The 26,686-nt window shown below is 51.7% G+C and carries 22 protein-coding genes; 19 read left to right on the top strand and 3 right to left on the bottom strand.

Features of this window, described 5'->3' with window-relative positions; translation table 11 throughout:
• Positions 1 to 27: 27 nt before the first annotated feature.
• The 7 genes from KJS57_RS15670 to KJS57_RS15640 all read left to right on the top strand — a co-directional run bounded on the left by KJS57_RS15670 (position 28) and on the right by KJS57_RS15640 (position 6,205).
• Positions 28 to 1,125 carry a D-alanine--D-alanine ligase gene (locus tag KJS57_RS15670; RefSeq protein ID WP_211023672.1) on the top strand — a complete coding sequence of 366 codons (1,098 nt, stop codon included), beginning with the start codon at positions 28 to 30 and terminating at the stop codon, positions 1,123 to 1,125.
• Between the two features lie 77 nt (positions 1,126 to 1,202).
• A complete protein-coding gene (locus tag KJS57_RS15665; protein ID WP_211023670.1) occupies positions 1,203 to 1,526 on the top strand; it encodes a hypothetical protein in 324 nt (107 codons plus the stop codon).
• Positions 1,523 to 2,527: a UV DNA damage repair endonuclease UvsE gene (gene uvsE / locus KJS57_RS15660; protein WP_213655521.1), complete on the top strand. Its 1,005-nt coding sequence runs from the start codon at positions 1,523 to 1,525 to the stop codon at positions 2,525 to 2,527. Before KJS57_RS15665 ends, uvsE begins: the two co-directional genes overlap by 4 nt.
• An 89-nt stretch (positions 2,528 to 2,616) precedes the next feature.
• Positions 2,617 to 3,387, top strand: coding sequence for an enoyl-ACP reductase FabI (gene fabI, locus KJS57_RS15655; RefSeq protein ID WP_213655520.1), 771 nt, complete (start codon positions 2,617 to 2,619; stop codon positions 3,385 to 3,387).
• A 250-nt stretch (positions 3,388 to 3,637) separates the two neighbouring features.
• A complete protein-coding gene (locus KJS57_RS15650; RefSeq protein WP_373316827.1) occupies positions 3,638 to 4,498 on the top strand; it encodes an inositol monophosphatase family protein in 861 nt (286 codons plus the stop codon).
• Positions 4,499 to 4,561: 63 nt separating this feature from the next.
• Positions 4,562 to 4,834, top strand: a complete 273-nt coding sequence (locus KJS57_RS15645; protein ID WP_213655519.1) for a hypothetical protein — start codon at positions 4,562 to 4,564, stop codon at positions 4,832 to 4,834.
• 66 nt (positions 4,835 to 4,900) lie between these two features.
• The gene (locus KJS57_RS15640; protein ID WP_213655518.1) at positions 4,901 to 6,205 is read left to right on the top strand and encodes a stalk domain-containing protein; all 1,305 of its coding nucleotides are present in this window, start codon (positions 4,901 to 4,903) and stop codon (positions 6,203 to 6,205) included.
• A 77-nt stretch (positions 6,206 to 6,282) separates the two neighbouring features.
• On the opposite strand, the gene KJS57_RS15635 is transcribed toward KJS57_RS15640, so the two are convergent.
• Positions 6,283 to 7,056, bottom strand: coding sequence for a methyltransferase domain-containing protein (locus KJS57_RS15635; RefSeq protein WP_213655517.1), 774 nt, complete (start codon positions 7,054 to 7,056; stop codon positions 6,283 to 6,285).
• Positions 7,057 to 7,406: 350 nt separating this feature from the next.
• Between KJS57_RS15635 and KJS57_RS15630 the strand changes: the two genes are divergently transcribed.
• The gene (locus KJS57_RS15630) at positions 7,407 to 9,638 is read left to right on the top strand and encodes an arylsulfatase (RefSeq protein ID WP_213655516.1); all 2,232 of its coding nucleotides are present in this window, start codon (positions 7,407 to 7,409) and stop codon (positions 9,636 to 9,638) included.
• 58 nt (positions 9,639 to 9,696) lie between these two features.
• On the top strand, positions 9,697 to 10,722 hold the full coding sequence (locus KJS57_RS15625; RefSeq protein ID WP_213655515.1) for an aliphatic sulfonate ABC transporter substrate-binding protein: 1,026 nt from the start codon (positions 9,697 to 9,699) through the stop codon (positions 10,720 to 10,722).
• Between the two features lie 319 nt (positions 10,723 to 11,041).
• Here KJS57_RS15625 and KJS57_RS15620 read toward each other — a convergent pair whose 3' ends face one another.
• Positions 11,042 to 11,866 (bottom strand): ABC transporter permease, encoded by an 825-nt coding sequence (locus KJS57_RS15620; RefSeq protein ID WP_211023654.1) that lies wholly within the window; start codon positions 11,864 to 11,866, stop codon positions 11,042 to 11,044.
• Positions 11,867 to 11,912: 46 nt separating this feature from the next.
• The gene (locus tag KJS57_RS15615; protein WP_213655514.1) at positions 11,913 to 12,680 is read right to left on the bottom strand and encodes an ABC transporter ATP-binding protein; all 768 of its coding nucleotides are present in this window, start codon (positions 12,678 to 12,680) and stop codon (positions 11,913 to 11,915) included.
• A gap of 420 nt (positions 12,681 to 13,100) precedes the next feature.
• Between KJS57_RS15615 and KJS57_RS15610 the strand changes: the two genes are divergently transcribed.
• The 10 genes from KJS57_RS15610 to KJS57_RS15565 all read left to right on the top strand — a co-directional run bounded on the left by KJS57_RS15610 (position 13,101) and on the right by KJS57_RS15565 (position 26,639).
• The gene (locus tag KJS57_RS15610; protein WP_213655513.1) at positions 13,101 to 13,988 is read left to right on the top strand and encodes a TauD/TfdA dioxygenase family protein; all 888 of its coding nucleotides are present in this window, start codon (positions 13,101 to 13,103) and stop codon (positions 13,986 to 13,988) included.
• A gap of 26 nt (positions 13,989 to 14,014) precedes the next feature.
• Entirely contained in the window at positions 14,015 to 14,887 is an 873-nt protein-coding gene (locus tag KJS57_RS15605) for a TauD/TfdA dioxygenase family protein (RefSeq protein ID WP_213655512.1), read from the top strand.
• Positions 14,888 to 14,983: 96 nt separating this feature from the next.
• Complete coding sequence (locus KJS57_RS15600) at positions 14,984 to 15,940, top strand: formylglycine-generating enzyme family protein (protein ID WP_213655511.1); 957 nt, start codon at positions 14,984 to 14,986, stop codon at positions 15,938 to 15,940.
• 114 nt (positions 15,941 to 16,054) lie between these two features.
• Positions 16,055 to 18,358 (top strand): glycoside hydrolase family 65 protein, encoded by a 2,304-nt coding sequence (locus KJS57_RS15595; RefSeq protein ID WP_213655510.1) that lies wholly within the window; start codon positions 16,055 to 16,057, stop codon positions 18,356 to 18,358.
• Between the two features lie 8 nt (positions 18,359 to 18,366).
• The gene (locus tag KJS57_RS15590; protein WP_213655509.1) at positions 18,367 to 20,670 is read left to right on the top strand and encodes a glycoside hydrolase family 65 protein; all 2,304 of its coding nucleotides are present in this window, start codon (positions 18,367 to 18,369) and stop codon (positions 20,668 to 20,670) included.
• A 29-nt stretch (positions 20,671 to 20,699) separates the two neighbouring features.
• On the top strand, positions 20,700 to 21,341 hold the full coding sequence (pgmB, locus tag KJS57_RS15585; protein ID WP_213655508.1) for a beta-phosphoglucomutase: 642 nt from the start codon (positions 20,700 to 20,702) through the stop codon (positions 21,339 to 21,341).
• Positions 21,342 to 21,577: 236 nt separating this feature from the next.
• Positions 21,578 to 23,389 carry a sensor histidine kinase gene (locus tag KJS57_RS15580; RefSeq protein ID WP_211023637.1) on the top strand — a complete coding sequence of 604 codons (1,812 nt, stop codon included), beginning with the start codon at positions 21,578 to 21,580 and terminating at the stop codon, positions 23,387 to 23,389.
• Positions 23,390 to 23,409: 20 nt separating this feature from the next.
• Complete coding sequence (locus KJS57_RS15575) at positions 23,410 to 24,747, top strand: response regulator transcription factor (RefSeq protein WP_213655507.1); 1,338 nt, start codon at positions 23,410 to 23,412, stop codon at positions 24,745 to 24,747.
• A gap of 94 nt (positions 24,748 to 24,841) precedes the next feature.
• Complete coding sequence (locus KJS57_RS15570; RefSeq protein ID WP_211023633.1) at positions 24,842 to 25,774, top strand: carbohydrate ABC transporter permease; 933 nt, start codon at positions 24,842 to 24,844, stop codon at positions 25,772 to 25,774.
• Between the two features lies 1 nt (position 25,775).
• Entirely contained in the window at positions 25,776 to 26,639 is an 864-nt protein-coding gene (locus KJS57_RS15565; RefSeq protein WP_211023631.1) for a carbohydrate ABC transporter permease, read from the top strand.
• The last annotated feature ends 47 nt before the right edge of the window (positions 26,640 to 26,686 follow it).

Here is a 26,686-nt window from a genome sequence, read left to right as displayed (position 1 = left end):
GTTACAATTATTGAAAAGAGGTTGCGCATGGGACAGGAAAAATTGACTGTGGGGCTGATTTACGGCGGAAAATCGGGAGAGCATGAAGTTTCGCTGCAGACGGCCTTTGCGGTTTCAAAAGCGTTTGACTACGCGAAATATGAATTACTTCCTTTTTATATTACGAAGCAGGGGGAATGGAGAGTCGGTGATAAGTTGACTTCCCCGTTTACGTCGCAGGAGCAATTGCAGCTGGATGCGGGAACCGGCGGTACGACGGATGCCATTAACTTGCTATTCAAAGGCCTTGCGACCGGGGAAGCGGCGATCGATGTTGCTTTTCCGCTGCTGCATGGCACGAACGGGGAAGACGGAACGATCCAGGGCCTGTTCGAGATGGCCAACCTGCCTTACGTAGGAGCCGGCGTATTGGCTTCAGCCGCGGGCATGGACAAAGTGATCATGAAGAAGCTGTTCGCGGAGGCGGGGCTGGAGCAGTGCAAATACTGCTATTTCACAGCTTCGGAATGGGAGCGGAACAGCCATATTCTGATTCAGGGAATGGAAGAGAAGCTGGGCTATCCTTGCTTCATTAAACCTGCAAACCTGGGTTCCAGCGTCGGCATCTCCAAAGCGAGAACGAGAGAAGAGCTGATTCAGTCGATCGCGCACGCGTTACGCTACGACGTGAAGGTGATCGTCGAGGAATTCGTCGATGCTCGGGAGGTAGAGGTCGGCGTATTGGGCAATGATGAGCCGCTTGCGTCCGTTCCTGGAGAGATCGTATCCTCCGGCGAATATTACGATTACCAAGCCAAATATCTGGACGGCAAATCGCAAATGCTGATTCCGGCTCCGCTGGATACGGAGCTGGCGGATCGCGTCCGCGATCTGGCCGTGAAGGCGTTCAAGGCGATAGCTGGCAGCGGGCTGTGCCGTGCCGACTTCTTCGTTAAGAAATCCGACGAAAGTATCTGGATTAACGAAGTGAACACGATGCCCGGATTTACCCCGTTCAGCATGTATCCGCTGCTTTGGCGTGAAACGGGCGTATCTTATGAAGCATTGCTCGACCGGCTGATCGGGCTCGCCTTGGAACGCTACGAAACACGGCAGAAGCTGGATTTCGAGAACGGGGTCCAATAACGCAAGCCCGATCCGATTCGTCCGATACGTCAAACTCCAGATCTCCAAAACTGCAAGAAGGAAAGGAAGTAGAGACGATGGGTTTTCAAACGGAATTCAATTCGGTATGCAAATTTAAAAATGAGCAAGAACTGTTCGACCTGATGGAATACGGACGCGGGAAAATGCGGAAGCAAGGCCTTCGCATTTTCCCGACGGGCCAGAAGGTAATTGCTTATACGCCCGACAACAAGGCTGTGGCGATCGTGAAGATCACGGCCTGCGTGGCCGAGATCAACTTTAACGGCGAAGAGGTTACGGCGGTGGAGCTGGATCTGATCCGCCCGCTGACGGACGAAGAATCCGCCGTTCAGACGGCGCTCGCCCATGAGATGTTCTTCGGGGAAGCCGGATCCAAGTGATCGTCCGGTTCGGCTATGTCGCGATGTCCACGGTGGTGGCAAATGCTTCGCCATCCCGGACCATGACGTTCAAGACGTTCAGCGGCCTGTCGGACCGCGAGGCGGCAGTACGCCGGCTCGAATCGATCGCCGCAGAGAACCTGCACAATTCACTGCGGTTGCTACGGCATAATGCAGCGAGCGGCATTCATGTATACCGCTTTTCCTCAAAGCTCATTCCATTGGCCACTCATGAAGCCCTTGCGGACTGGGATCCTTTCGAAGCGCTTCGGGAGCCGTTTGCCGAAGTCGGCGATTATGTGAAGACACACGGACTTCGCGTTTCGTTTCATCCGGATCATTTCACCGTACTCAGTACACCTAGACCGGAAGTGCTGCTGAGCTCGGTGAGGGATTTGCAGTATCACGTGAACATGCTGGAAGCGATGGGGCTGGACGGCCGGGCCAAGAACAATATCCATGTGGGCGGGGCTTATGGGGACAAGCCTTCCGCCGGAGCGCGCTTTAAAGACAATGTTTCGGCTTTGCCCGACGACTTCAAACAGAGGCTGACCGTGGAGAACGATGACAAAACGTTCAATGCCCTGGAGACGCTGGAGATTTGTGAAGCGCTCGGCCTTCCGATGGTGCTGGATATTCACCATCACTGGGTGAACAACACGGGCGAGGACGCCGCTGATTTATGGCCGCGCATTCTGCAAACTTGGACAAGCCCGTTTGCTCAGGCGGGTTCCCCGGCGGGGGATCCTCTGCCGCCAAAGATTCACGCTTCCAGTCCCAAGAGCGTAAGCGATCCCCGCGGTCATGCCGATCATGTGATCGCGGCCCCATTGCTTGACTTCCTTCGGAAGATCGCCGCCAAAGGGACGGAGCGGGTTGACGTGATGCTTGAAGCCAAGCTGAAGGATGGAGCTCTGTTTGCTTTAATGGAAGACCTCGCCCGATATGCAGAAGAGGGTGTAGAAATTCTGGATGGGGCCAGCGTTCGCATTCAGCCATGATCTACTGGGCCTTTGGTTCTTGAAATTAATGGGGAAATAAGGTAAGTTGAACAAAACGATACCGGATTATTTTAAGGAGGCCTTTAAACATGGGAGATTTGTTGGCTGGAAAGAATATTATTGTCATGGGCGTGGCCAATGACCGCAGCATTGCCTGGGCGATTGCCCAAAGTTTGGCGGCACAAGGTGCCCGTCTAGCGTTTACATACGAAAGCGAGCGTGTGGAGGGGCGAGTGCGCAAGCTGGCGGAGACCCTTCCGAATTCGCTCATTCTCCCTTGCAATGTGACAGTCGACGAAGAAATCGACAAGCTGGCGGACACGCTGCGCGCCGAATTCGGCGTATTACATGGTCTGGTGCACAGCATCGCTTTTGCCAAGGCTGAGGATTTGGCCGGCGAGTTCCTGGACACTTCCCGCGAAGGCTTTGCACTGGCCAACGATATCAGCGTATATTCGCTCGTGGCCGTATCGCAACGCCTGTCTCAGCTGATGACTGAAGGCGGAAGCATTATGACCATGACTTATATGGGCGCGGAGCGCGTGATGCGCAATTACAATGTCATGGGCGTAGCAAAGGCGGCACTGGAGTCTTCCGTCCGCTATCTGGCTAACGACCTTGGTCCGAGAAACATCCGGGTCAATGCGATTTCCGCGGGTCCGATCCGGACGCTGGCGGCTAAAGGCATCAGCGATTTCAATTCCATCCTGAAGCAGGTTGAGGAAAAAGCACCTCTGCGCAAAACGACGGAGACGGCGGAAGTGGGCGACACCGCGATGTTCCTGCTTAGCCATTTGTCACGCGGCATTACCGGCGAAGTCATTTATGTCGACGGCGGTTATAATATCGTCGGCGCATAACCAGTCTGCAAGAATCTGAAAAGTTCGTTTCCGGTGCCGCCGAATCAAGGCAAGCCGGGTACGGACTTTTTATATATGAAATAACGTAGTCCGGACAGGCTGCCCGTTTCCTTGGAGAACGGCGGAAAAGGCGCAACTTTGCGCACCGGGTGGCGTATAGTTTGAAAAAGGGAAATTTTGCAAGATTGATAGAGCGATGAACAATGAATACGTAAAAATCAGAAAATATTAAGAAAGTAGTGTGAAACCATTGGAATCCAAACCTAGTATTCCTTATGTTGTAGGCAGTAAAAGTCCGATGGCCGTAGCGATCAATTGCGCGGCCAAGGCGGGGGAATGGATTAAGAGCCGATTAGGCATGGTTAAAGACTTGAACACGAAGTTTTCCCCTCAGGACCTGGTCACCGATGTGGACAAGGGCGCGGAAGCGATGATCCGCAAACTGATTCATACCCATTTTCCCGACCATGAAATATTGGGAGAAGAAGGAGTGGCTCCGGGAGCCGAGGCATCGGCGGCGGCTGTTACTGAAGCCAAGAGCGCCGAATACTTATGGATTATCGATCCGATAGACGGGACGACCAACTTTGTACAAGGTTTCCCTTTCTTCTGCGTATCCATTGCCCTTGCCTATAAAGGGGATGTGATCATCGGGGTTATCTACGATCCGACCCGGGATGAAATGTTCGTGGCGGAAAAGGGTAAAGGAGCATATATGCACGGCAATCCGACCCGGGTATCCCAAGAGTCGGCATTGGCGGATAGCGTCATCGCCGTCGGCTTTAATCCCGACCGCAAGGTCGCGGCGCCGATCAATCTAAAGGGGATCACGGCATTGTCGGAACAAACCCGCAGCCTCCGTGCCGGGGGATCGGCCGCACTGCATCTCGCGTATGTGGCCGCCGGCCGGCTCAGCGGTTACTATGAGGTGAATCTCAGCGCCTGGGATTCGGCGGCGGGGGCTCTGATGGTTGCGGAATCCGGCGGAATAGTGACGGATACCACAGGCCATCCTTATGACATCGGAGTCCGGAATCTGATCGCAAGCAACGGCAAAATCCAGGATCAGCTGCTGGCTGCCATTAAGGCGGCTGGAGCCACGGGTTGCTAGATTCGATTAGGTTCAGGTAAGGGCTTCTCATCATCCATTTTAACCGGAGGGAGTGTCCATTAGATGAGCGACAATAAGGAACTCGAAAGAGAACTCAGTGAATTGTTGACGGAGCAAGAGTACGGCAGCGAGGAAGAACGCCGGGAAGAGGAGCGGAGACGGTTATCTCCCCGATATGAAATCCGGGTGCAGACCACGCTTGACCCGATAGTGGAAGAGACGCGCAAATATCGCAGTATGGCCAAGGAAATCGACGGCCGCTATGATGATTATTTGAAGAAAACGGAGCATAGCGATAAGGGACGGGGACAGAAACCGGACCCGGATCAGGAATAAGATTGACCACGGGGGTGCCCCGAGTAAATCGGGGTGCTTTATTATTTTTATAGAAGGAGTGTGTGTATGAATAATTATAAGTTAAAAAATAGGAGCCGGGTTCTGGTATCGGGGATGCTGGCAGCCGCCCTGGTGCTGGGGAGTGGAGCGTCGGCGCTGGCGGCACCTGCTCAGAATGATGCAAGTACGCCGGGGAATCCGGCAACGCAGAGCGCTCCGACGATTCCGGCGAGCCAATTGATCGTGGCGCTGGGCGACTCCATTACGGCCGGATATGAGCCGGGCATGGCCGAGAATGCCGTACCTTACGGATATGTCGACCGGTTGAAGGAGCAGGCTTTGTTCCATGGCCGGGCCGAGGTCGTCAATTACGGGATTTTAGGATTGAAAACAAGCGGATTATTCAACTACGTCACGGCCATCAAAGAAGGTAAGGCAATCGCTGCAGGGTATATCCAGGAAGGGCTTCGCGATCCGCGCCTTCCGGAATTCGCTTCCGGCGTGCCTAACGCCAAGACCAAACTTGAACAGGCGGATGTAATCACAATTACGATCGGCGGGAACGACGTCTCCGCGCTTTTGACGGAAGCGAAAGGCCTGACGAATGATGAGCTTAAGGCCAAGGCTGCAGAATTGCTGAATACATACAAGTCGAATGTACAGCAAGTGGTCTCGATTCTGACGGAAATCAATCCGAACGCGCAAATTGTTCTGGCCGACCAGTATCAACCGGTTCCTAAAGTGGCCGGAGCGGCGCTTTACGAAGAGCTGACCAAGGTATCGGGAAGCTTCACCTCTACCGTGGATGAGATGGTAAGCCAGTTTAACGCAGATGGCAAAAAGGTTAAGGCGGCGCATGTGGCCGAGACTTTTATCGGTAAAGAATTGTCGCTGACGCATATCTTTAATGAAGATGTACATCCCAATCAGTCGGGCTATGAAGCCATCGCCAAGGTCATGTCCCAGAATATTTGGGGAAGTTATCAGGAAACAGCGGCGAAATCCGGACAAACTCCTATTTCAATTGTCGTTAAAGGAAAAGAGTTATCCACTCCTTATGCCCCGGTGGTTAAGAACGGACAGACCTTTGTCGCCCTGAAGGATATTACGGATGCTATCGGCGGCCAGTCGCGTTGGGACTCTAAAGCCGGTACGGCAACGATTACGTATGCGGGACGGACCGTGGTCATCCCGGTTGGCGCGAAGCAAATCACTGCGGACGGAATCAAGGTAGATACGGCAGCACCTGCATTTCTGCACAAAGTCGGAAAGGAACAAAAGACGTATGTTCCACTAGCCCTACTTGCAACCGGTTTGGGATTGGATGTTCAATTCAGTCCGAAGTTAAAAACGGCATTCATTAATTTATAATTTCTAACTCGGTAAAAAGGCCGTTCTGCATCCCGCAGAACGGCCTTTTTTATTGAAGTCAAGGAATCGTTTATTCATTATGGCTTTACCGCCACAACGCGAAGGCGGACGTAATCGGCGAACCAGCAGCCCTCCTTGAACAGTTCGCTTCGTGCCAAACCGGCTGTTTTTTGAAGAATGGCCAGTTTTTCAGCCTCATCAAAGGAAGCCAAGAAGGAGTCCTCGGCGAATCCCTTCAGCCAGTGGGACAAACCGTCTTCGCCTTCTCCCAGCTTGGTGGGCCGGTCGAAATGCGCAGCATAAATGACCCGGAACCCTAGCTCCTCAAGCAAAGCGCTGTATTCGGCCAAGCTCGGAAAGTACCAAGGATTTAACGGTCCGGCAGCCACGCCGTAGTCTTTCTCCAATACGGCGGACAGACTACGAATTATTACATCTACGTTACCCTTGCCGCCAAATTCGGCGACGAAGCGTCCTCCGGGTTTCAGCGCGTTCCAAACGGAGGCGGCTGCGCCTTGCGCATCCTTTATCCAATGAAGCGCGGCGTTGGAGAACACGGCGTCCGCCGGGAAATCCAGTTCAAAGCTTTCGGCGTTATCGACACGAAAGTCGAGCGACGGGTATTTTTGACGAGCTTGTTCAATCATCGGTGCCGAAAGGTCCATGCCGAACACTTCCGCCCCGGTTTTCGAGATTTCGTAAGTCAGGTCCCCCGTGCCGCAGCCCAAATCGAGAATTCGTTCTCCGGTCCGGGCCTGAAGCAGTTCCACAACGTCCTTGCCGTATTCCGATACAAAGCCCAGCTTGTCATCATACAATCCGGGCTGCCAAACTTGCTTGCTTTCCGCCATCACGGTAGCCTCCCTTGCCTGTATCGTATTTTTAATTCATTTTCACTTTTCTTGATTCCATTATTACGCAGAAACAATAATTGGTGAAATATATAGTTCGAATCACGGTGATAGGATTACGCTATAAACAAATATAAAACATATTATTTTTATAGGAATAATTGAAAATAAATTGACACGCCGTCTTTCAAGCTGGTAATATTCATTCAAATAGAAGTTCATTGCGACAAAAGAATAGCCGTCCGTGAAATCGACTGGTTAACCAGAGATTCAATAAGCAGGCCTCGCCTCCTTATTGAATCTCTTTTTTTGTGCGCGCTGGATAACAATTCATATTAGGAGCTGAGAACATGTCCAATGAGTTTCAAGGGGAAATTAAGCCGTATTACGAAGACAGCAAGCCATGGTGGCCCGAGCCGAAACGCCCGCCGGAGGGAGCGCCGAATGTAGTCTATATCGTATTGGACGATACGGGCTACTCGCATCTGGGCTGCTACGGTTCGGATATTTCGACGCCGAATATCGATAAGCTGGCGAACGGGGGACTGCGCTATACCAACTTCCATACGACTGCCATCTGCTCCCCGACCCGTACTTGCTTACTGACGGGAAGAAACCATCATTCCGCAGGCATGGGATTCCTTGCCGATATCGACAACGGGTTTCCGAATTCGCGGGGACGGGTCAGTAAAGAAACGGCGCTGCTCAGCGAAATTTTACAAGAAGAAGGATACAGCACGCTGGCTGTAGGCAAATGGCATCTCCTTCCGTCCGAAGAAAGATCATTGGCGGGGCCGTTTGAGCATTGGCCGTTATCTCGCGGCTTTGAACGGTATTACGGGTTTTTGGGAGGGGAGACGAACCAGTGGAACCCTGATCTGGTTTCGGGAAATGAATACATTGACCAACCGAAACAACCGGAGGAAGGCTATCACTTAACGGAGGATTTGACCGACAAGGCGATTCAATATGTCCGTGAACAGAAGAGCGCGGCGCCGGATAAACCATTTTTTCTGTATCTCGCATACGGGGCGACACATGCCCCCCATCATGCGCCCAAGGAATTCATAGATAAATACGCCGGCAAGTACGATCAAGGTTGGGACGTTGCCCGCGAGCAATGGTTCGGCCGGCAAAAGAAGCTCGGCATCATTCCGCAAAACGCGCAGCTTCCTCCGCGCAATCCCGGAGTCAAGCCATGGCATTCTTTAACGCCGACGGAACGGCAGTTATTTGCAAGAATGCAGGAGGTGTTCGCCGGTTTTCTCGATCATACGGATTATCATATCGGCCGGTTCCTGGATGCGCTCCGGGAAATCGGGCAATTCGACAATACGATTATTGTCCTGGTTTCCGATAATGGGGCCAGCCCGGAAGGACAGCAAATAGGTACATGGAATGAGTATAAAAATTTCAACGGGGAAGCCGAGCAGGCGGAGCAGGAAATTGTCCATATCGATAAGCTGGGAACCCCCGAGGCATACAATCATTATCCGATCGGGTGGGCGCAGGTCGGAAACACGCCTTTGAAATGGTATAAGACTTTCGTTCATGCGGGAGGGGTCAAAGACCCGTTCATCATCTCGTATCCGGATAAGATCAAGGATGCCGGCGGGATTCGCAGTCAGTATCATCATGCGATCGATGTGGTCCCTACCATTCTGGAATTGGCGGAGATCCAGGCGCCTGCCGAATTGAAGGGCATCCAGCAGAAGTCCATAGAAGGCGTAAGTCTGGCGTACAGCTTCGAGCAACCGTCGGAGCCGAGCCGGAGAACGACGCAATATTATGAGATGCTGGGCAATCGCGCCATTTATCATGAAGGCTGGAAAGCCGTCACCTACCATATCCCGGGGACCTCCTTCGACGATGACAAGTGGGAGCTCTACCATGTGGATAAAGATTTTTCGGAAAATAACGATCTTGCCCAGTCCGAGCCGGAAAAGCTGAAGGAGTTAATTCAATTATGGTGGAAGGAAGCTGAACTGTACGGAGTGCTGCCTATCGACGGCCGCGGCATACTGGGGAAATTCAGCGGCGGAGGGCAGCGCCCGAAAGCTGTAACCCACAAATACTACCCGGGCACGGAAGGGTACCATCATTACGTTCTCTTCAATCCAAGACTGACGCATTCCATTGAGGCGGATCTTGTCCGGACTTCGGCGGACCAAGAGGGAGCCATTCTCGCGAGCGGCGGGAGATTCGGCGGTTTTGCCTTTTATGTGCAGAACAATCGTCTGGTCTACCATTACAATTTTATCGGAGAACAGCATTATGTGATCGTGTCTGCCGAGGAATTGCCGGTAGGGCCGGTTACGGTAAGATTTGATTATTCCGCCGAGACTCAAACCGGAAAGCTGTATGTGGACCAACTGTTCGCCGGGGAAGGCGATATTCTGAAAGTCGCTTATATTACGGGTCCGGGCGTGTTCTCGGTCGGTAAAAGCGCGCAAACCCCGGTAAGCGACAACTATGAATCTCCGTTTATATTTTCGGGAGAGCTTAAGGAGGTTCGCGTAACGATTCCTCAATACATTCGCGATCAGGAGTCTTTGGTCGCCAAAGAATTGGCCGTAGATTAATAAATTCATAGATTAGTGGATTAATGGACCATACTTATGAGAAGAGAGGGTTTTGCCCATGAATTATCCTAAATATAGATTATCGATATTGCTATTGTTCATCGTCTTGCTCATCATTTTGCCGGCTTGCAATTCATCGACCGTCGCCGGCACGGAAGGAAAGGCCAATGCCAAAGATGCCAAAGATGCCAAAGCCAAATTCACGGTCAGCGTCGCAAATATGGGGCTGTCCAACCTGCATGTAATCAAGGAAAAAGGGTGGCTTGAAGAAGAGTTGGCAAAAATAGGCGCCGATGTGGAGTGGTCGAACCACCCTGCAGGGCCCCCGATCAACGAAGGGCTGGCATCGAAACGGATTGACCTGGCCGTTTTGGGCGAAGGAGCTATTTTATCGGGTATCAACAACAAGCTGGACGTTAAATTGGTTTCGCTGCTGTCTAACGGATTGTACGGAGTAAACTACTTGATCGTACCGGCGAATAGCGACATTAAAGAGATAGCCGACCTGAAGGGCAAGAAAATAGGAGTTCAATTGGGGACTTCCCATCATGTGTTTCTCCTGAAAGCTCTTAAAACAGCCGATCTTCAACTGGATGATGTAAAAGCCGTTAATCTGGTCATCACGGACGCGCAGCCGGCATTCCAGACCGGGCAGCTGGATGCTTGGGTGACCGCGGATCCGTTCGCGCAAATCGAATTGAACAAGAACGGTGCGAAGCTGATCGCCTCGGGAGAATCTCTGGATGTCGTATCCCCGACCTTTTACATCGCCCGCGGGGCATTCGCAAAGGAACATCCGGAGGCCGTGGAAATCTTCCTGAAGGTCATTGACCGCGCGCTCCAGCTGGAGAAGGAGAACCACGAAGAGTTCATTACGCTGGCGGCAAAAAACTCCGGCCGTGACCGGGCGTTAATCGAAACCTTCGCCTCCAACGCCAAGTATGAGAATAACCCGCCTTCGGAGGAAATACTGAAGCAGCTGCAGGATTCGGCAGACATCTTAACGGATCTCGGATATTTAACCGAGAAGCTGGACATCAAGCCTTATGTAGATAATACTTACATTGAAGGAATCAGGAAGTAGTAGAAAGCACGCGCTCGCATGTACAACGGCAGCGCGTGCTTTTTTTTGCGTATCTTTTGCGGATTATGATAGAGAAGTGGCTCTTCATTGGAAATTATCCAATCAATAGGGGAGTTCAATCCATACGTCGTTAGTTTCATTGGATAAAATCCAACAGAACGGCGGAGTTAAGAGTAAATCCGTGTCCATTCTGTTCGTCTCATTGGATTTCATCCAATGAGACACTATTAATCGCACATGCTAAGCGCCCCTCATTGGATTTAATCCAATGGGGGGCGCCTTTTGGTGCAGCGTAATCGGTTTTAAACTAAGCATTGGTTTAAGCCTTAAAGCTATCCTGCCATCTCAGCAGCTTCTCTTCCAGCACACGAACGAAGGAGTCGGACAGTTTGCCGGCAAGCGCAAAGATGATGATTCCGACGAAGACGGTGTCGGTCTGCATAAATGACCTGGCATCCTGGATCATGTAGCCTATGCCTTTATCCGCGCCCAGCAGCTCAGCGGCTACAAGGCACATCCACGCAACACTGAGGGATAACCTTACTCCCAGCAATATATTGGGGAGGGCGGAGGGAATCATCAGCTTCGTAATCTGCTGAAGGCGGGTATATTCCATAATTCTCGCGACTTCAAACAGCTTGTTGTCGATGTTTCGGATTCCCAGAAAAGCCTGCAAATATAAGGGGAAGAAAGAGCCTAGCGAAATAAGCAGAATCTTGGACAACTCGCCGAAGCCGAACCATAAAATGAATAGCGGCGTGATCGCCAACAACGGGATGGTACGGATCATTTGAAATGAGGGATTGATGTATTGCTCGGATTTCCGGTTCATTCCGACGATGATGCCAAACGCCAGGCCCAGGCCGCCTCCGAGCAAGAAGCCCAGCAGCGCGCGGAACAGGCTGATCTCCATATGCTCCCACAGTTTTCCCGTGGAGATCAGGTTGACGGCCCGGGTTAGAATAAGCGAAGGAGAAGAGAACAGAAGGGACGGCAAAGCTCCCAGTCTCGTCAACACCTCCCACACCAGCAATGCCACAACCGGTAAAAACAAGGCTCTAAACAGGGCGAGCCCCCGGTCCCATGACCTTTTCTTTCGTTTTAAGGTATTTTCTTTGTTTTCCGCTAGAGTTATCGTTGTCATTAGGATGCTACTCCTTTCTCATGTCTGTTTCCGGGAATAAAGTGAGTTAAATGCTGAAATCATCGGGCTCGCTAGGTTTATGGTCCAGATGTTCCAGAATGACGGTTCTGAACTCCTGGAAGGCCTTGCTTGATCTTGTACGCGGGTACGGAAGGTCTATCGGAACAACGGCTTTGATCCGCCCCGGTTTGGCATCCATCACCACAACCTTGGAGGACAGATAAACGGATTCATCAATGTCGTGAGTAACGAGCACCATCGTCGTTTTGTTCTTCTCCCAAATATCGTGCAAAGCTTCCTGCAAATGAGCCCGGGTAAAAGCGTCCAAGGCGCCAAAAGGTTCATCCAGCAGCAGAACCTTCGGATTGCGCAGCAGCGCACGGGCGATGGCCACCCGCTGGGACATCCCCCCGGATAATTGGCGGGGATAGGCTTTCTCAAACCCTCCCAGATTCACAAGCGCGATGAGATGATTCACTTTGGAACGAACCTCGGGATCCCTTAATGACAGATTGCCTGCAATATTCTTCTCCACCGTCAACCAAGGGAACAATCGATGCTCCTGAAAAATAAATCCCCGGTCGATCGAAGGGCCGTGGACTTCATGGTCGCCCACCGCGATTTGGCCGTGAAAGTCGGAATCCAGTCCGGCGATGAGCTTGAGCAGCGTGCTTTTTCCGCATCCGCTTGGCCCGATGACACTTACGAATTCACCTTCCTGAACGGTCAGGTCCAAGTGATCCAGTACATGAACGCCTCCACGATCATTCTTAAATGTTTTGCTGACTTGGTTAATCTCCAAAGCGGTTGCCATATCCAATTCCCATCCTTTCTCTTGTAAAATGCAAAAAAGAGATTCAGCCAAATGACCGCAGTCATTTCGCCGAATCTCTAGTATGCCTAGTCGATTCAATGCGTACATTGCATGGAATTGGTATTAATTTATCATTTATCAATTCTATAATCAATACATAATACCAACTAAGTTTATTGGTTTAATAAAAATAATGCTTGACACTTGTTTTTTCGCCCTGCTAAGATACGTTCAAGACATGAGCGCATAATCAATACAATGGAATTCATTAGTTTCCTAAAGAAACCGAATCGACTGCACAAGCAGAGATTTGATGAGAAGCAGCAAGGTTTGCTTCCCGTCAAATCTCTTTTCTTTTTGTCAAACTAATGCGTTGTAAGTGATTATCGATAAATCTAAGTATATTGGAGGGCATGAGAAATGACGACTCAGCAGCAACTCAAGGTGGTGCCTGTCGCAGGCCGCATCGGGGCGGAAATCCAGGGCGTCCTGTTAGGTAAAGACTTGGCACCGGAAGTGTTCAATGAGATCAAGCAGGCCTTGCTGAAGTACAAGGTTGTTTTTTTCAAGGGCCAAACCCATTTGGATGATGCGGAGCAAGAAGCGTTCGCCGGGTTGCTCGGCGAATTGTATGCCCATCCAACCGTACCGGTCAGGGACAACACGAGCTCGATCCTGGAACTTGACTCTCACTCGGGCGCCCGGGCAAATCAATGGCATACGGACGTAACCTTCGTTCCGGAGATTCCCAAATACTCCGTACTCAGAGGAGTGAAAATTCCTAGTGTGGGCGGGGACACGGTATGGGCCAATACGAATACAGCTTATGAGGATCTGCCGGAAGGCTTGAGAATATTAGCGGATGAAGCCTGGGGGATTCATTCCAATGAATTTGACTATGCGAAGCTAACGGTTTACAAAGGGGCCAGCAACGAGGAGCTTGCCAAGAAGTTTGGCAATGCGTTTGCGGCCACCGTATATAAAACGAAGCACCCAGTAGTTCATGTGCATGCGGAAACGGGAAAAAGACACTTGCTGCTCGGCAATTTTGCGCAAAAGTTAGTCGGTTACTCGAGCAGTGAGTCCGAATCTTTGATCAGCACCCTTCAATCTTATGTTACTCGTTTGGAAAACACAGTACGCTGGCAATGGTCGGAAGGCGATGTCGTGATCTGGGATAACCTGGCCACACAGCATTATGCCGTGGATGATTATACCGAGCAGCGGATCGTAAGACGCGTAACCGTCGGCAAGAATGTGCCGAAGAATCTGCATGGCGAATCGAGCGAGCTATTTTATAAAAATTAATAGAATGATAACGAGGAGGAGACAAGATGCCGACACAACAACAGAAATTGCAAGTGGTTCCAAGAGCGGGGCGGATTGGTGCGGAGATCACGGGAGTGAAGCTTGGAGGGGACTTGGATCCGGAAGTGTTCGAAGAGCTCAGGCAGGCACTAATAGAGTATAAGGTTATTTTCTTCAAGGGCCAGAATCATTTGGATGATGCCGAGCAGGAAGCATTCGCGAAATTGCTGGGCGAGCCTTATGCCCATCCTACGGTTCCTGTCAAAGACAAGACCAATTATATTTTTGAATTGGATTCCCAGCATGGGGCCAAGGCGAATCATTGGCATACGGATGTAACCTTCGTCACGGAGGTGCCCAAATATTCGGTCTTAAGAGGCGTAACGATTCCGTCCGTTGGTGGAGATACGGTATGGGCTAACACGAATACGGCCTATGAGGACCTGCCTCAGGAGCTGAAGGAATTGGCGGATGGACTGTGGGCCATTCATACGAATGAGTATGATTACGGATCCCTGACCAAAGAAGGTGAGGAGGCGTTACAGAAGGCAAGGGCCGTATTCTCATCCACGGTGTTTAAGACAAAGCATCCGGTGGTGCACATTCATGCTGAAACAGGGAAGAAGCATTTGCTGTTAGGCGGATTCGTTAAGAAATTGGCCGGCTTCAGCAGCGGCGATTCGCAAAGATTGCTGAGCATTTTCGATTCCTATGTAGAGCGCCTGGAAAATACCGTTCGCTGGCAATGGAGCGAAGGCGATGTGGTGATCTGGGATAACCTGGCCACGCAGCATTACGCGATCGCCGATTACGAGGAACACCGGGTCGTGCGCCGCGTTACGGTTGGCAAGGAGGTGCCTGTAAACGGGGAGAACGAGCCCAGCACTTCAATTCAATAATGTAATCTATTGTAAGGCTAGACTGCTGCCGAATACTTGGGTGATTCGGCAGTTTTGCTATTTATAAAAATCCATTACGCCAGGAGTGCGATTATGATGTCCAAGTCATCTTCTCATTTGAAATCATGCTGCGCAGTATCAAGAAATCTGGTGGCTCCTAAGACGGAAACCCGTGTCGGCGCAGAACATAGCACGGTCTTCGATCCGGCCCGAATGGCGGTGATTCCAGCCGGGGAATATTTACTCGGCTCCTCGTTTGCCGAGAGCTCGGAAGAGGACGGGGAGACGGTACGCCGCCAGGTGAAGCTCGACTCTTTTTACATAGACCGGTTTGCGGTTACCAATGAGCAGTTTGCATCTTTCATCGCGGAAACGGGATATATCACCGATGCCGAGCAATACGGATGGTCGTTTGTTTTCCATTTATTCGCAGATTCCGTTCCAAGAGAGGAGATCATCGGCGTGCCGGAGAGCACACCGTGGTGGTTTGGTGTCCAGGGAGCCCAGTGGAGACATCCCGAAGGTGGGAACTCCACGATTACAGACCGGCTTAACCATCCGGTCGTACACGTGTCATGGAATGATGCGAATGCCTATGCCAAGTGGGCGGGCAAGCGTCTGCCTACGGAAGCCGAATGGGAATATGCCGCCTCAGGCGGAATACCGGACATTAGGTATCCTTGGGGAAATGAATTGCATCAAGGCGAGAAGCATCACTGCAATATTTGGCAGGGCGAGTTCCCGGAGATCAACTCCGCCGAAGACGGGTTCCGGGGCACCGCCCCGGTTGACAACTATGAGCCGAATGAATTCGGGCTTTATAATATGGCGGGAAATGTATGGGAGTGGAGCGCGGATACGTTCGTCGCAAACCGGAATGTGCAGGACCAGGACCCCTCCTTAACGGACCATTCCGTGAAATTGATCAAGGGAGGGTCCTACTTGTGCCACAGTTCTTATTGCAGCCGGTACCGGATTTCCGCACGGACCTTTAATACGGCGGACAGCTCTACGGGACATATGGGATTCCGCTGCGCGGCGGATCCTTCGTAACCCAAACTCCGTAAGAATGCACATAAGCTTATGAGAGTTGGACATTGGGCGGCCTTGCGCTTTTGGCTAATCTGGAGAAGTACAGAGCAAAAGCGTAAAGGAGAGGAAAGGATCATGCCGAAAATCGCAGACAAATACTTGCTGGTCGATCCCTGGAAAGTCGTTGAGGAAGGATTTGACCCGGTGCGCAACCGGGTTTCCGAGTCGATTTTTTCGCTGGGAAATGAATATATGGGGGTCAGGGGCTATCCGGAAGAAGGGTACGGCGGAGATAGCCTGCTGGGAAGTTATTTCAATGGGCTGTTTGAAGAGAGCAAGGTTGCAGCCCACTATAAAGGGATTATCAAATCGCTGCGCTTCATGGTGAATGCGGTGGATTGGCTGTATACCCGGATTACGATGGATGGAGAGACATTGGATTTGGCCGGAAGCCGGTTCTCCGATTTCCGCAGAGAGCTGGATTTCAAAAGCGGAATCTATACCCGGGAGCTGGTTTGGCATTTGCGCAACGGAAAAGACATAAAGCTCCGGTTCGAGCGGTTTGTCAGTATGACTGTCTCCAACCTGGGCTGTCAGCGGATCGTATTCGAACCGCTGAATTTCTCCGGCACGGTACAGGTTCGTACAGGTCTGGATTTTTCCGTCCAGCATGAGGATCAGGGCCGGGGCTACTGGGGGACGTTGAAACGGCAGGAAACCGGCGGAATGTCCGGTATTTTGGCCCAAACCGTGAATACGAAGAACCGGCTGTTCTCCGCCTTCCGGCTGGAAGCTTCCGACTTGCTGGACAGCTCGCCCGTAGAAAGCGATTGTTTTATCGGCCGGAACGTCACGCTCAAGCTGGAGCAAGGGAAAAGCACGACGCTCGATAAGCTGGCTGTGAATTATGCGGAAAAAGACCTCTCTCTGGATCACGAATCCGTTTGGCAAAAAGGGATTGAACTGGCCGGGCAATATGCCGGCATAGGTTATGACAAGGCTGCCGAGCAGCAGCTGGCGTATTGGACAAGAGTCTGGAAATCCTCGGACATTGTGATCGAAGGAGATCCTGAGAATCAGCAAGGGATCCGGTTTTGCATTTTTCAGATGTATCAGACTTACCACGGCGATAACCCGGGCTTCAATATCGGGGCCAAAGGGCTGACCGGCGAAGCTTACCGGGGCCTGGCGTTTTGGGATACGGAGTCATATTGCCTGCCGTTTTATATTTTTAACAATCCGAAGGCGGCCAAAAGTCTGCTGGAGTTCCGTTATAAATCACTCCCTTACGCACTGCAGCGGGCTAAGGATTTGGACTGCGAAGGGGCGTTCTATCCGATCGCCACGATCGACGGGACGGAGAGCTGCGATCTGTGGCAGCACTCGAACCTGCAATTGCATGTAGGGACTGCCGTCGCCTACGGCATCCGCCACTACGTCAACATAACGGGCGATACCGGGTTTTTATACGACAAAGGCCTGGAAATGCTGATTCAGATCAGCCGCTTCTACGCGACCCGTGGGCAGTTCGGGCAGAAGACCGGGGAATACGGGTATTTCGGCGTCATGGGACCGGATGAATTCCAACTCATGGTTAACAACAACTGCTACATCAACCTGATGGCGAAAAAAATGTTCGAATATACGCTCGATGTGATCCGGCAAATGCGAGACGAGGAGACGGCTGCTTTTGAGGCGCTTGCGGAGCGGCTCGGATTGACGGAGCAGGAGATGGCCGACTGGAAGCACAAGGCCGAAATGATGAAAATTCCGCAGGACCGGGAAAGCGGCGTTTATGAAGAGCATGACGGCTTTTTCGATATGCCCCATCTGGATATCCGCGCTATTCCGGTGACGGAATTTCCGCTGTATTCTCATTGGTCCTATGATCGATTGTACCGGTACGACATGATCAAACAGCCGGATGTATTGATGTTTCTGTTCCTATACAGCGGGCAGTTCACGCTCGAGGAGAAGCGCGCCAACTACGATTATTACGAGCCGAGATGCATCCATGAATCGTCGCTGTCGCCGTCGATCCATTCGATCATCGCCGCCGAGATCGGCCGTCCGGAGGAAGCCTACAAGTTCTTTGAGTTTGCTACACGGCTCGATCTGGACAATTACAACCGCAATACCCGGGAGGGGCTGCATACGACGTCGATTGCCGCAGCCTGGATGAACATTGTATACGGCTTTGGCGGCATGCGTTCGGATGGGGAGAAGCTGGTGTTTAACCCTAGCATCCCTGAGCGTTGGGGGCATTACAGCTTCCCGATTACGTTCCAAGGTACGAAACTGGCTGTGGAAGTGAACAAGGAATATGCGACCTTCCGGGCCGAGTCGGGCGAACCCGTGGATATTTCCCTCTACGGCCAAACCTATCGGGTAGGCTCCGAGGGCATCAAGGTTTCTTTGGACCAGGTGAAGGTAGGATGACCATGGCTATGGATTGGATCCTACGCGAACAGGGCTTTGATAAAGAACGCATTGCCGCGAACGGCAATAAATTCATGATCGGCAACGGGTACATGGGATACCGCGGGACGATGGAGGAATTCACCCGGGAGGAGCTGACGGCCACGACGCTGGCCGGATTGTATGACCGGGTGGATGGGAAATGGCGCGAGCCGGTGAACGCGCCGAACGGGCTGTTTACCCGGCTCGAGTGGGAAGGGACGCCTCTCGGCGTCCTGACTGGCGGAGCCGGGGCCGGGGCTGGGGTGGAGCTGCTGGAGCACGAGCAGCAGCTCGATATCCGGCGGGCGGTGCATCGCCGCCGGACGGTGTTTCGTGTTCCCAGCGGAGCGGCGGAGGAACGCCGGGTCACGCTGACGGCGGAGCGGTTCTGCAGCGCGGAGCGGTTGAATTTGCTCGCCGCCAAATTAACGGTGCAATCCAGCGCGGACGGTGAGCTGGTGATCCGGACCGGGATCGACGGCGAGGTGTGGGACATTAACGGCCCGCATCTCGAAGGGTTAGCCGGTCGTGAAGCTGAAGGCAGCTTGCTGCTTGCCGGAATGACGCGGGAGCTGAAAGTGCCTGTGGCTGTCGCGGAAACGGCAAGCTTCAATGTTGGTGAGCAGGTAGTATCGACGACCTCCGGTTCACCGATCCGGGAAATCCGGATCCCGTGCCGCGCGGGCGAAACGTATACGATCTATAAATACGCAGCGGTGTTTACCGGCCTGGACGGCACGGGAGATGCCGGCGAAGCTGCGCTTCGGCTGAGCCGCGAAGCAGCCGGGCTCGGGTACGAATCGCTGCTGAAGGAGCACGCGGCGAAATGGGAAGAGAAATGGAGCCGCGCCGATGTGGTGATTGAAGGCGACGAAGAGGCTCAGTTGGCTCTGCGTTACAGCCTGTATCAGCTGCTGATCATCGCGCCGGAGCATTCGGAGAAGCTGTCGATCCCGGCCCGCGGACTGTCGGGTCAGGTGTACAAAGGAGCCGTGTTCTGGGATACGGAAATGTTCATGCTTCCGTTCTTTCTGTACACGCAGCCGGAAACGGCCCGTAATCTGATGATGTACCGGATTCATACGCTGGACGGGGCGAGAAGAAAAGCGGCGGAATACGGTTATGAAGGCGCGTTTTATGCTTGGGAGAGCCAGGAGACCGGCGATGACGCTTGCACGCTGTTCAACGTGAACGATGTGTTTACCGGGCGGCCGATGCGCACCTATTTCCGCGACAAGCAGGTGCACATCAGCGCGGACGTGGCTTACGGGATCTGGCAGTATTACAGCTTTACCGGCGACGACAGCATCCTGTTGAACGGCGGAGCGGAAACGGTATGGGAGTGCGCAAAATTCTTTTACTCCTATGCCTATTTCAATCCCGGCAAGCAGCGCTACGAAATTCTCGATGTTACCGGACCGGACGAATACCATGAGCGGGTGAACAACAACGCGTTTACGAATGCCTTGGTCAAAAGAGCCCTATACATTGCCCTGGAAGCCATGGATTTTCTTCGCGCGAACGACCCGGAGCAATATGAAACGCTTGTTAAGAGAAGCGCGATTCAGCCGGAACAGGTCCGCGATCTGCATGATCGCCTGTATGTGCCGCAGCCGGACGCCAAGACTAAGCTGATCGAGCAGTTCGATAGATACTATACCCTTGAAGACGTACCGTTGCCGGAGCTGAAATCGAGAGTGTTGAACAAGAACGAATATTGGGGCGGGGGCAACGGCCTGGCTACGACCACGCAAATCCTGAAGCAGGCCGACGTGGTGCTTATGCTGCATCTGTTCCAGAACCATTACGACCGGGAAACGAAGAAGGCGAACTGGGAGTATTACGAACCTCGCACCGAGCACGGATCAAGCCTTAGCTCCTGTATCTATGCTCTGGTGGCCGCGGATATCGGTTCATCGGAATGGGCATATCCCTACTTCCTGCGAACGGCGACCATTGATCTTACCGGGGATTCCAAGCAATACGTCGGGGATTTGTATATCGGCGGCACGCATCCCGCGGCCAATGGCGGGGCATGGATGGCGGCCGTGCTTGGCTTCGCCGGGATCTCTTTCGATGGAAGCACGGTGAGCATTAAACCATCGATGCCGCACAAATGGCAGGCGGTGGAGCTCCCGCTGATCCTGAGAGGTCAATCCTTCAAGGTTCGGGTCATGCCGACCGGCGTTGTCGTTGAAGCCGGAGCGGATAATAACGAGGCGGTAGCTTTCAAGCTCGGGACTCATGAAGTTCAGGTCGCACCTGGCGAGAAGGCTCAAGTCGATCTGTAAAAAATAGAATCAAGCAAGGAGAGAACATCATGCTGGAAACGATGAAAGGCGCGATCTTCGATTTGGACGGAGTGATCGTGGATACGGCGAAATACCACTACCTGGCTTGGCGCTCGCTGGCGAAGCGGCTCGGGTTTGAATTTACCGAGGAAGACAACGAACGGCTTAAAGGGGTCAGCCGGATGGAATCGCTGCAAATCTTGCTGGAAGTCGGCGGTGTTGAAGCGAACGAAGCGGAGCGGCTCGAGATGGCTGACGCCAAGAACAAGGAGTATGTGGACTATATTTCCCGGCTGGAGCCTTCGGAGATTTTGCCGGGAGCGAGGGAGTATTTACTGCAACTTAGAAGCAGGGGAGTTAAGGTTGCCCTCGGCTCGGCGAGCAAAAATGCGGAGTTTATTCTAAACCGGCTCGGGATTGCGGAGCTGTTCGATGCGGTCATCGACGGAACGAAAGTGTCCAAGGCAAAGCCGGACCCCGAGGTGTTCCTGGCGGCCAGCGCCGCGCTGGGATTGGAGCCGTCGGCATGCGTCGTGTTCGAGGACGCGGCGGCCGGAGTGCAGGCGGGGAAAGCGGCCGGCAGCAAGGTGGTCGGCATCGGAAGTGCGGATATTTTGGCGGAAGCCGATCGCGTGATTAACGGCCTGTACGAACTGGCTGAAATTCATTAGAACCCGAATAGGAATACAATAGAATTTGGAATTATGGCCCTGGTATAGCCCAGGGTCTTTTTTCATGTCACCGCGATTTATTTTTTACTGGCAAGTCGCCCAAAATCCATTACACTAGGGAGGAAACGGCACACGGAGCGAAGTTGGATCGGAGAAACGCTCATGATGTACGTAGAAACGCACATGCTTGCGTGATTTTAATCTTGCTACACTTAAAGGGTCAGGGGGCAAAACCGTTGAAACCTAAACTCACCAATCCGCTCAATAAAATGAACGTGAAGCAGCAGTTATTACTGCTATTTCTCGTGATCATCATCCCGCTGTTCGTGTTGAATTCCTATGGCAATTACCGGGCCGGGCAAATATTGAAACGGCATGTCACGAATGCCTATATCGAGCTCAGCAAACAAAATTTCCGGCTTATCAACCGTGACATCGAAGCGGTAAACAAGGTCACGTCCACCGTGTTCCAGAATTCGCAGGTACAGCAATTGAATTCAGTTTCCAGCGAAGAAACGGTGCTGGAAAGGGTGAAAAAGTACGAAAAGCTGGAGGGCCTGTTAAACAATTATTCGCAGGAAACGGATGAGCGCGAGCCGCTGTATTATTCACTTTATGTCTATGACCCGGAGAATACCTATTTCTTCGCGCCGTTTTATCCGGGACCTCGAAAATCGGGGGTGTACTTCTTCGGGGACGAGGAAAAACCGGAATGGTTCGATGAAGCGGTGGAGAAGAAAGGGGAGGGCTACCTCAGACTGCTCGAACATTTGTCATTGCCTACCAAAGGACAGGGAAGCCAGAAGACACTCGCTTACGTCCGGGCGATCAACAATATCTACAAGAACGGGACGATCGGGGTGCTGGTCGTGACGAATCTGGATGGACGGATCGGCGAATCCCTGCAAACCGTGTCCTTGCCGGAAGGGGAGCTGTATTTTACGGATTACGACAACCGGATCTTGACCGCCAGAACAAAGGAGCACAGCGCAGTGCTGGAATTGCCGCCCGAAGCGGACATGGGCGATTCCGCCATCGGCGTGAAGGATATTATCACCGACAAGTTTATTTATGTCATTAATTATAATCGCATTATGAAGCAAAAGCTGGTTTACAAGGTGCCGGTGCAAGCTTTGCTGCAGCAGCAGAATGAGATCAAGCAGGTCATCCAGCTGATTTCGATCGTTTTCTTTGCCGGCAGCCTGATCTTCATGCTCTATTTTTGGCGCTCGCTCATGATGCCGATTCAGAAGCTGGTTTATTTCGTCAGGCGGTATGAACCCGGAAACGTAGTGCCGGAAACACCGCGTCTAAACAACAAAAATGATGAGATTGGCGTACTGATGTCCACGACGTATGACATGGCTCGCCGTCTGAACGATCTGATTCATTACAAATACACCATGGATCTGAAGCAGAAGGAGTCGCAGCTGCAAATCCTTTATCAGCAAATCAATCCCCATCTGCTGTACAACACGTTGGAGAGTATTTACTGGAAAAGCTCCATGGAGGGGAACAACGCCTCGGCGGAGATGATCAAGGAGTTGTCCAAGCTGATGAAAATCAGCCTTAGCCGGGGAAGGGAACTGATTACGCTGGAGGAAGAACTGGAGCATGCATCGGCTTATATCAAGCTTCAGCAGCACCGGTACGACTATCAATTCAAAGTATCGATCAGCATTCCCGAGGACTTGCTTCCGGTTGTCATTCCCAAGATTTCGCTTCAGCCCTTGATTGAGAACGGGATTATCCACGGGGTGAAGCATATGGGCGAGGACGGGGAAATCGCGATCAGAGCCTACGGAGACGAGGAAAATATTTATCTGCATATCGAAGACAACGGATATAAGCAAGTCGATTATGACAAAATCAATCAACTGCTGGAGGAGGAAAGCCCGAATCCGGCTTTCGGATATGGCATTCGCAATATCCATCAGCGTATTCTCCTGCATTTTGGACCGGGATACGGTCTGACCTATGCGGAGCGCCAAGGAGGCGGGACGATGGTGACACTACATCTCCCGAGAACGATTCTGTCGCAAGAATAATCAGCCAGGGGGAATCTAACATGTACAACATTTTGGTCGTTGACGACGAACCGTTGATTTGCAAAGGGCTAGCGGGACTATTAACCTCGTCCGGACTAAGCATTAGAGCGATTTACACCGCCTATAGCGGACATGAGGCGCTGGACTATGTCCGTATGGAAGAGATCGATTTGCTCGTCACGGATATTCAGATGGGCGAGATGAACGGCATCGAGCTGATGCACCAAGCGAAAATGATCAAGCCCTGGGTGCAAACGATCATTATTTCCGCGCACGAGACTTTTCAATACGCGCAAATGGCGCTCCGGCTCGGAGCCAGAGACTATTTGATCAAACCGCTGGGCAGCGAGCAATTTCTCGATTCGGTCCGCAACGCGCTGCTTAAGATGGATAAGCCGGTGCCGCAAATCGATGATTTTTTGTTGCAGGATACCGAGCTTTTCCACATGGAAGAGCTTCACCCGGAACAAAATGAACGGTTAAAGGCATTGCTGGCAACTGCTTCTGCTGGGGGAGACGAAGTCGCGGAGCGGGAACTGGAGTCGGAATTGGGAGTTCGCGGTCCTTATTTTTCGGTCATCAAATTGAGCCTGGATCATCGTAAAACGAGCGGGACAGAACAAGAGTCCAAGTATAACGATAGAGATGCCAAGCTGTTTCGTTACGCGGCTTTGAATGTCGCCAAAGAACTGCTCTACAAGGAGTGGAACGCGCTTGCCTGTTATTTCTCCGATTGGGACATCAGGATCCTGCTGCAATGGGATGAAGCGGAGTACGCCGAGCTGGACATGAATAAAATCAACCAGCTTGAAATGATCGGACGGAGCTTGCATTACCATGTGAAGAAGTATCTTGGAATCGATGCCACGGTCGGGATCAGCCAGATTTTGAAAGGCGTGAAGTTTTTAAGCGTACTGAACAGCCAGAGTGATAAAGCGGTCCTTTGGGGCGGGGAACAGGGAGACTATCACGTCTTTTATTACGGCGATTTCAACTGGACCAACCATGCTCAGGATCCATCCGCTGAAGAATTGACCTCGCAGAACAACCGGATCGTTCAGAGCGCCAAACAATATATCGAAGCGAATTACAACCAGAAAGGCCTGACCATTCATGACGTGGCCAAGAAAAACCATGTGAGCCCCAACTATCTCAGCTACCTTTTCAAAAAAAACACCGGCTACAATCTATGGGAGTATGTGATCAAGTTGAGAATGGAAGAGAGCAAATCCCTGATTCTCAATACGGATCTGCGCCGTTATGAGATCGCCGAGCAAGTCGGTTATGAATCGCCGGAACATTTCAGCAAAATATTCAAAAAATTTTTTGGCGTCAGCCCCAGCGAATTGAAGAAGTAGTAACAGCTATACTTCACATAGTATTACACATGTTCTAACTCCTCTCTATTTTCTAAAATGAAAGCTGGACACTAAAGAGGAATGAGGGAGACTCATGGAACAATCGGTGATTTCACCAGGCAACAGGGTAAAGGGGCCAGAGAAAGAGACCCAAAAGCTCAAACGGACGTCAAATTGGAAGAAGTATATGTGGGGCTATCTTTTTCTCGTTCCGGCTATCGTCATTTTTATTATTTTTTTATGGGTTCCGATCATCAAAGGAATGGTCTACAGCTTTTACAACATCGATTTCGTAAAAGGCAATACGTTTGTCGGATTCGATAACTACGTCAAGATTTTTAATAATCCGGACCTGTGGCTCTCTGTAAAGAACACGTTATATTTTATGTTCCTTACGCTCGTCATGGGGTTCTGGGTGCCGATCGCGGCGGCCATCGCCATTTCGGAGCTGAAGTTCTTTCAAGGCTTCGCCCGGATCGCGGCCTATTTGCCCTTCGTCGTTCCGGGGGTCGTTCTGTATGGCATGTGGAGATGGATGTATGATCCGGTAGGACCGATCAATGCCCTGTTGGGGTGGTTCGGAGCTGATCCGGTGTCTTTTATTTCCGACGGACGCTTCTCGATGATATCCATTGTTTTCATGGAAACGTGGCAGCAATTCGGATCTGCGATGCTGATCTATCTGGCCGGCGTGCTCAGTATCCCGAGAGATTGGTATGAAGCGGCTGAAATCGACGGGGCGGGGGTTTGGAGCCGGATCAAATATATTACGCTTCCTTCTATGCGCAGCTTGATCATGCTGATGCTCATTTTGCAAATTATCGGTACATCTCAAGCCTATCAATCCCAGTTGGCCTTGCTGGATGGCGGTCCGAACAAAGCTACGCTGACCTATGCGTTATTTACGGTGAAGAACGCATTTACCCAGCTCGATTACGGAGCCGGTACAGCGCTTGGTGTGCTTATGTTTGTGGTCTTGGGCATTCTCGGCATCATTCAATTCAAGCTCAACAGGGAGGAATATTAAGATGGAGAGAGGTATACTGTCGCCTTCGGACTTGCAGAAGCCCGTCAACAAGATACTCTATGCCTTCATGGTTTTATGTATTGCCGTCATGGCCTTTACGATGCTGTACCCGATTGCAATGACCATGTTTAACGGTCTGAAGAGCAATCCTGAAATCAACACCTTCCCGCCGAAGTTCTTTCCGACCAAATGGCATTGGGAGAATTTCTCCAAGGGCTGGGACTACATTCCTTTGCTGGTATATCTGAAAAATACCATGTTCATTTTTCTCGGTAATCTCGTGATGACCATTATGGTACTCGGACTGGCTTCGTTCAGTATTTCGCGAATTCGCGTTCCTTACAGCCGGGCCGTATATTTCTTCATTTTGCTGACGTTGTTTATTCCGGCGACCAGCTATATGATTCCGAACTTCGTAAACCTGAAGGAGTTGGGACTGCTTAATTCGTATTGGGCCTTCTGGCTGCCGGCCGGAGCGAATGCGTACTTTTTCTTATTGATGAAAAATTTCTTTGACGGGATTCACCCGGAGATTTTTGAAGCGGCCCGGATCGACGGAGCGTCGGAGCTTACCAGCTATTTAAGAATTGCCATCCCGCTGTCGATTCCGATTTTCGCGACGTTATCCATCTTTATTTTCTCCACGGCTTGGAACGATTGGTTCTGGCCTTCGCTCGTCATGCAAACGGAAGATAAGTACACGCTGGCAACCGCCATTTATAAATACGTGATCAACGCCCGAAATTTGGACAGCAGCATCAAGTTTTCAATTCTGTTTATGGTCATGGTGCCGCCGATCTTCGTATTCCTGGCCTTCCAGAAGTTTATTGTGCGCAGTGTCAGCCTGACGGCAGTCAAGGGATAGCGTTTACATTTAGCGTAGTGCTGCGCATGATCGTCATATGAATGCAC

Origin of the sequence: Paenibacillus vini (assembly GCF_018403325.1) — a bacterium.
Classification (GTDB): domain Bacteria; phylum Bacillota; class Bacilli; order Paenibacillales; family Paenibacillaceae; genus Fontibacillus; species Fontibacillus vini.
Note: the sequence above shows the minus strand (reverse complement) of the source record. Positions and strands in the feature narration are given on the sequence as shown.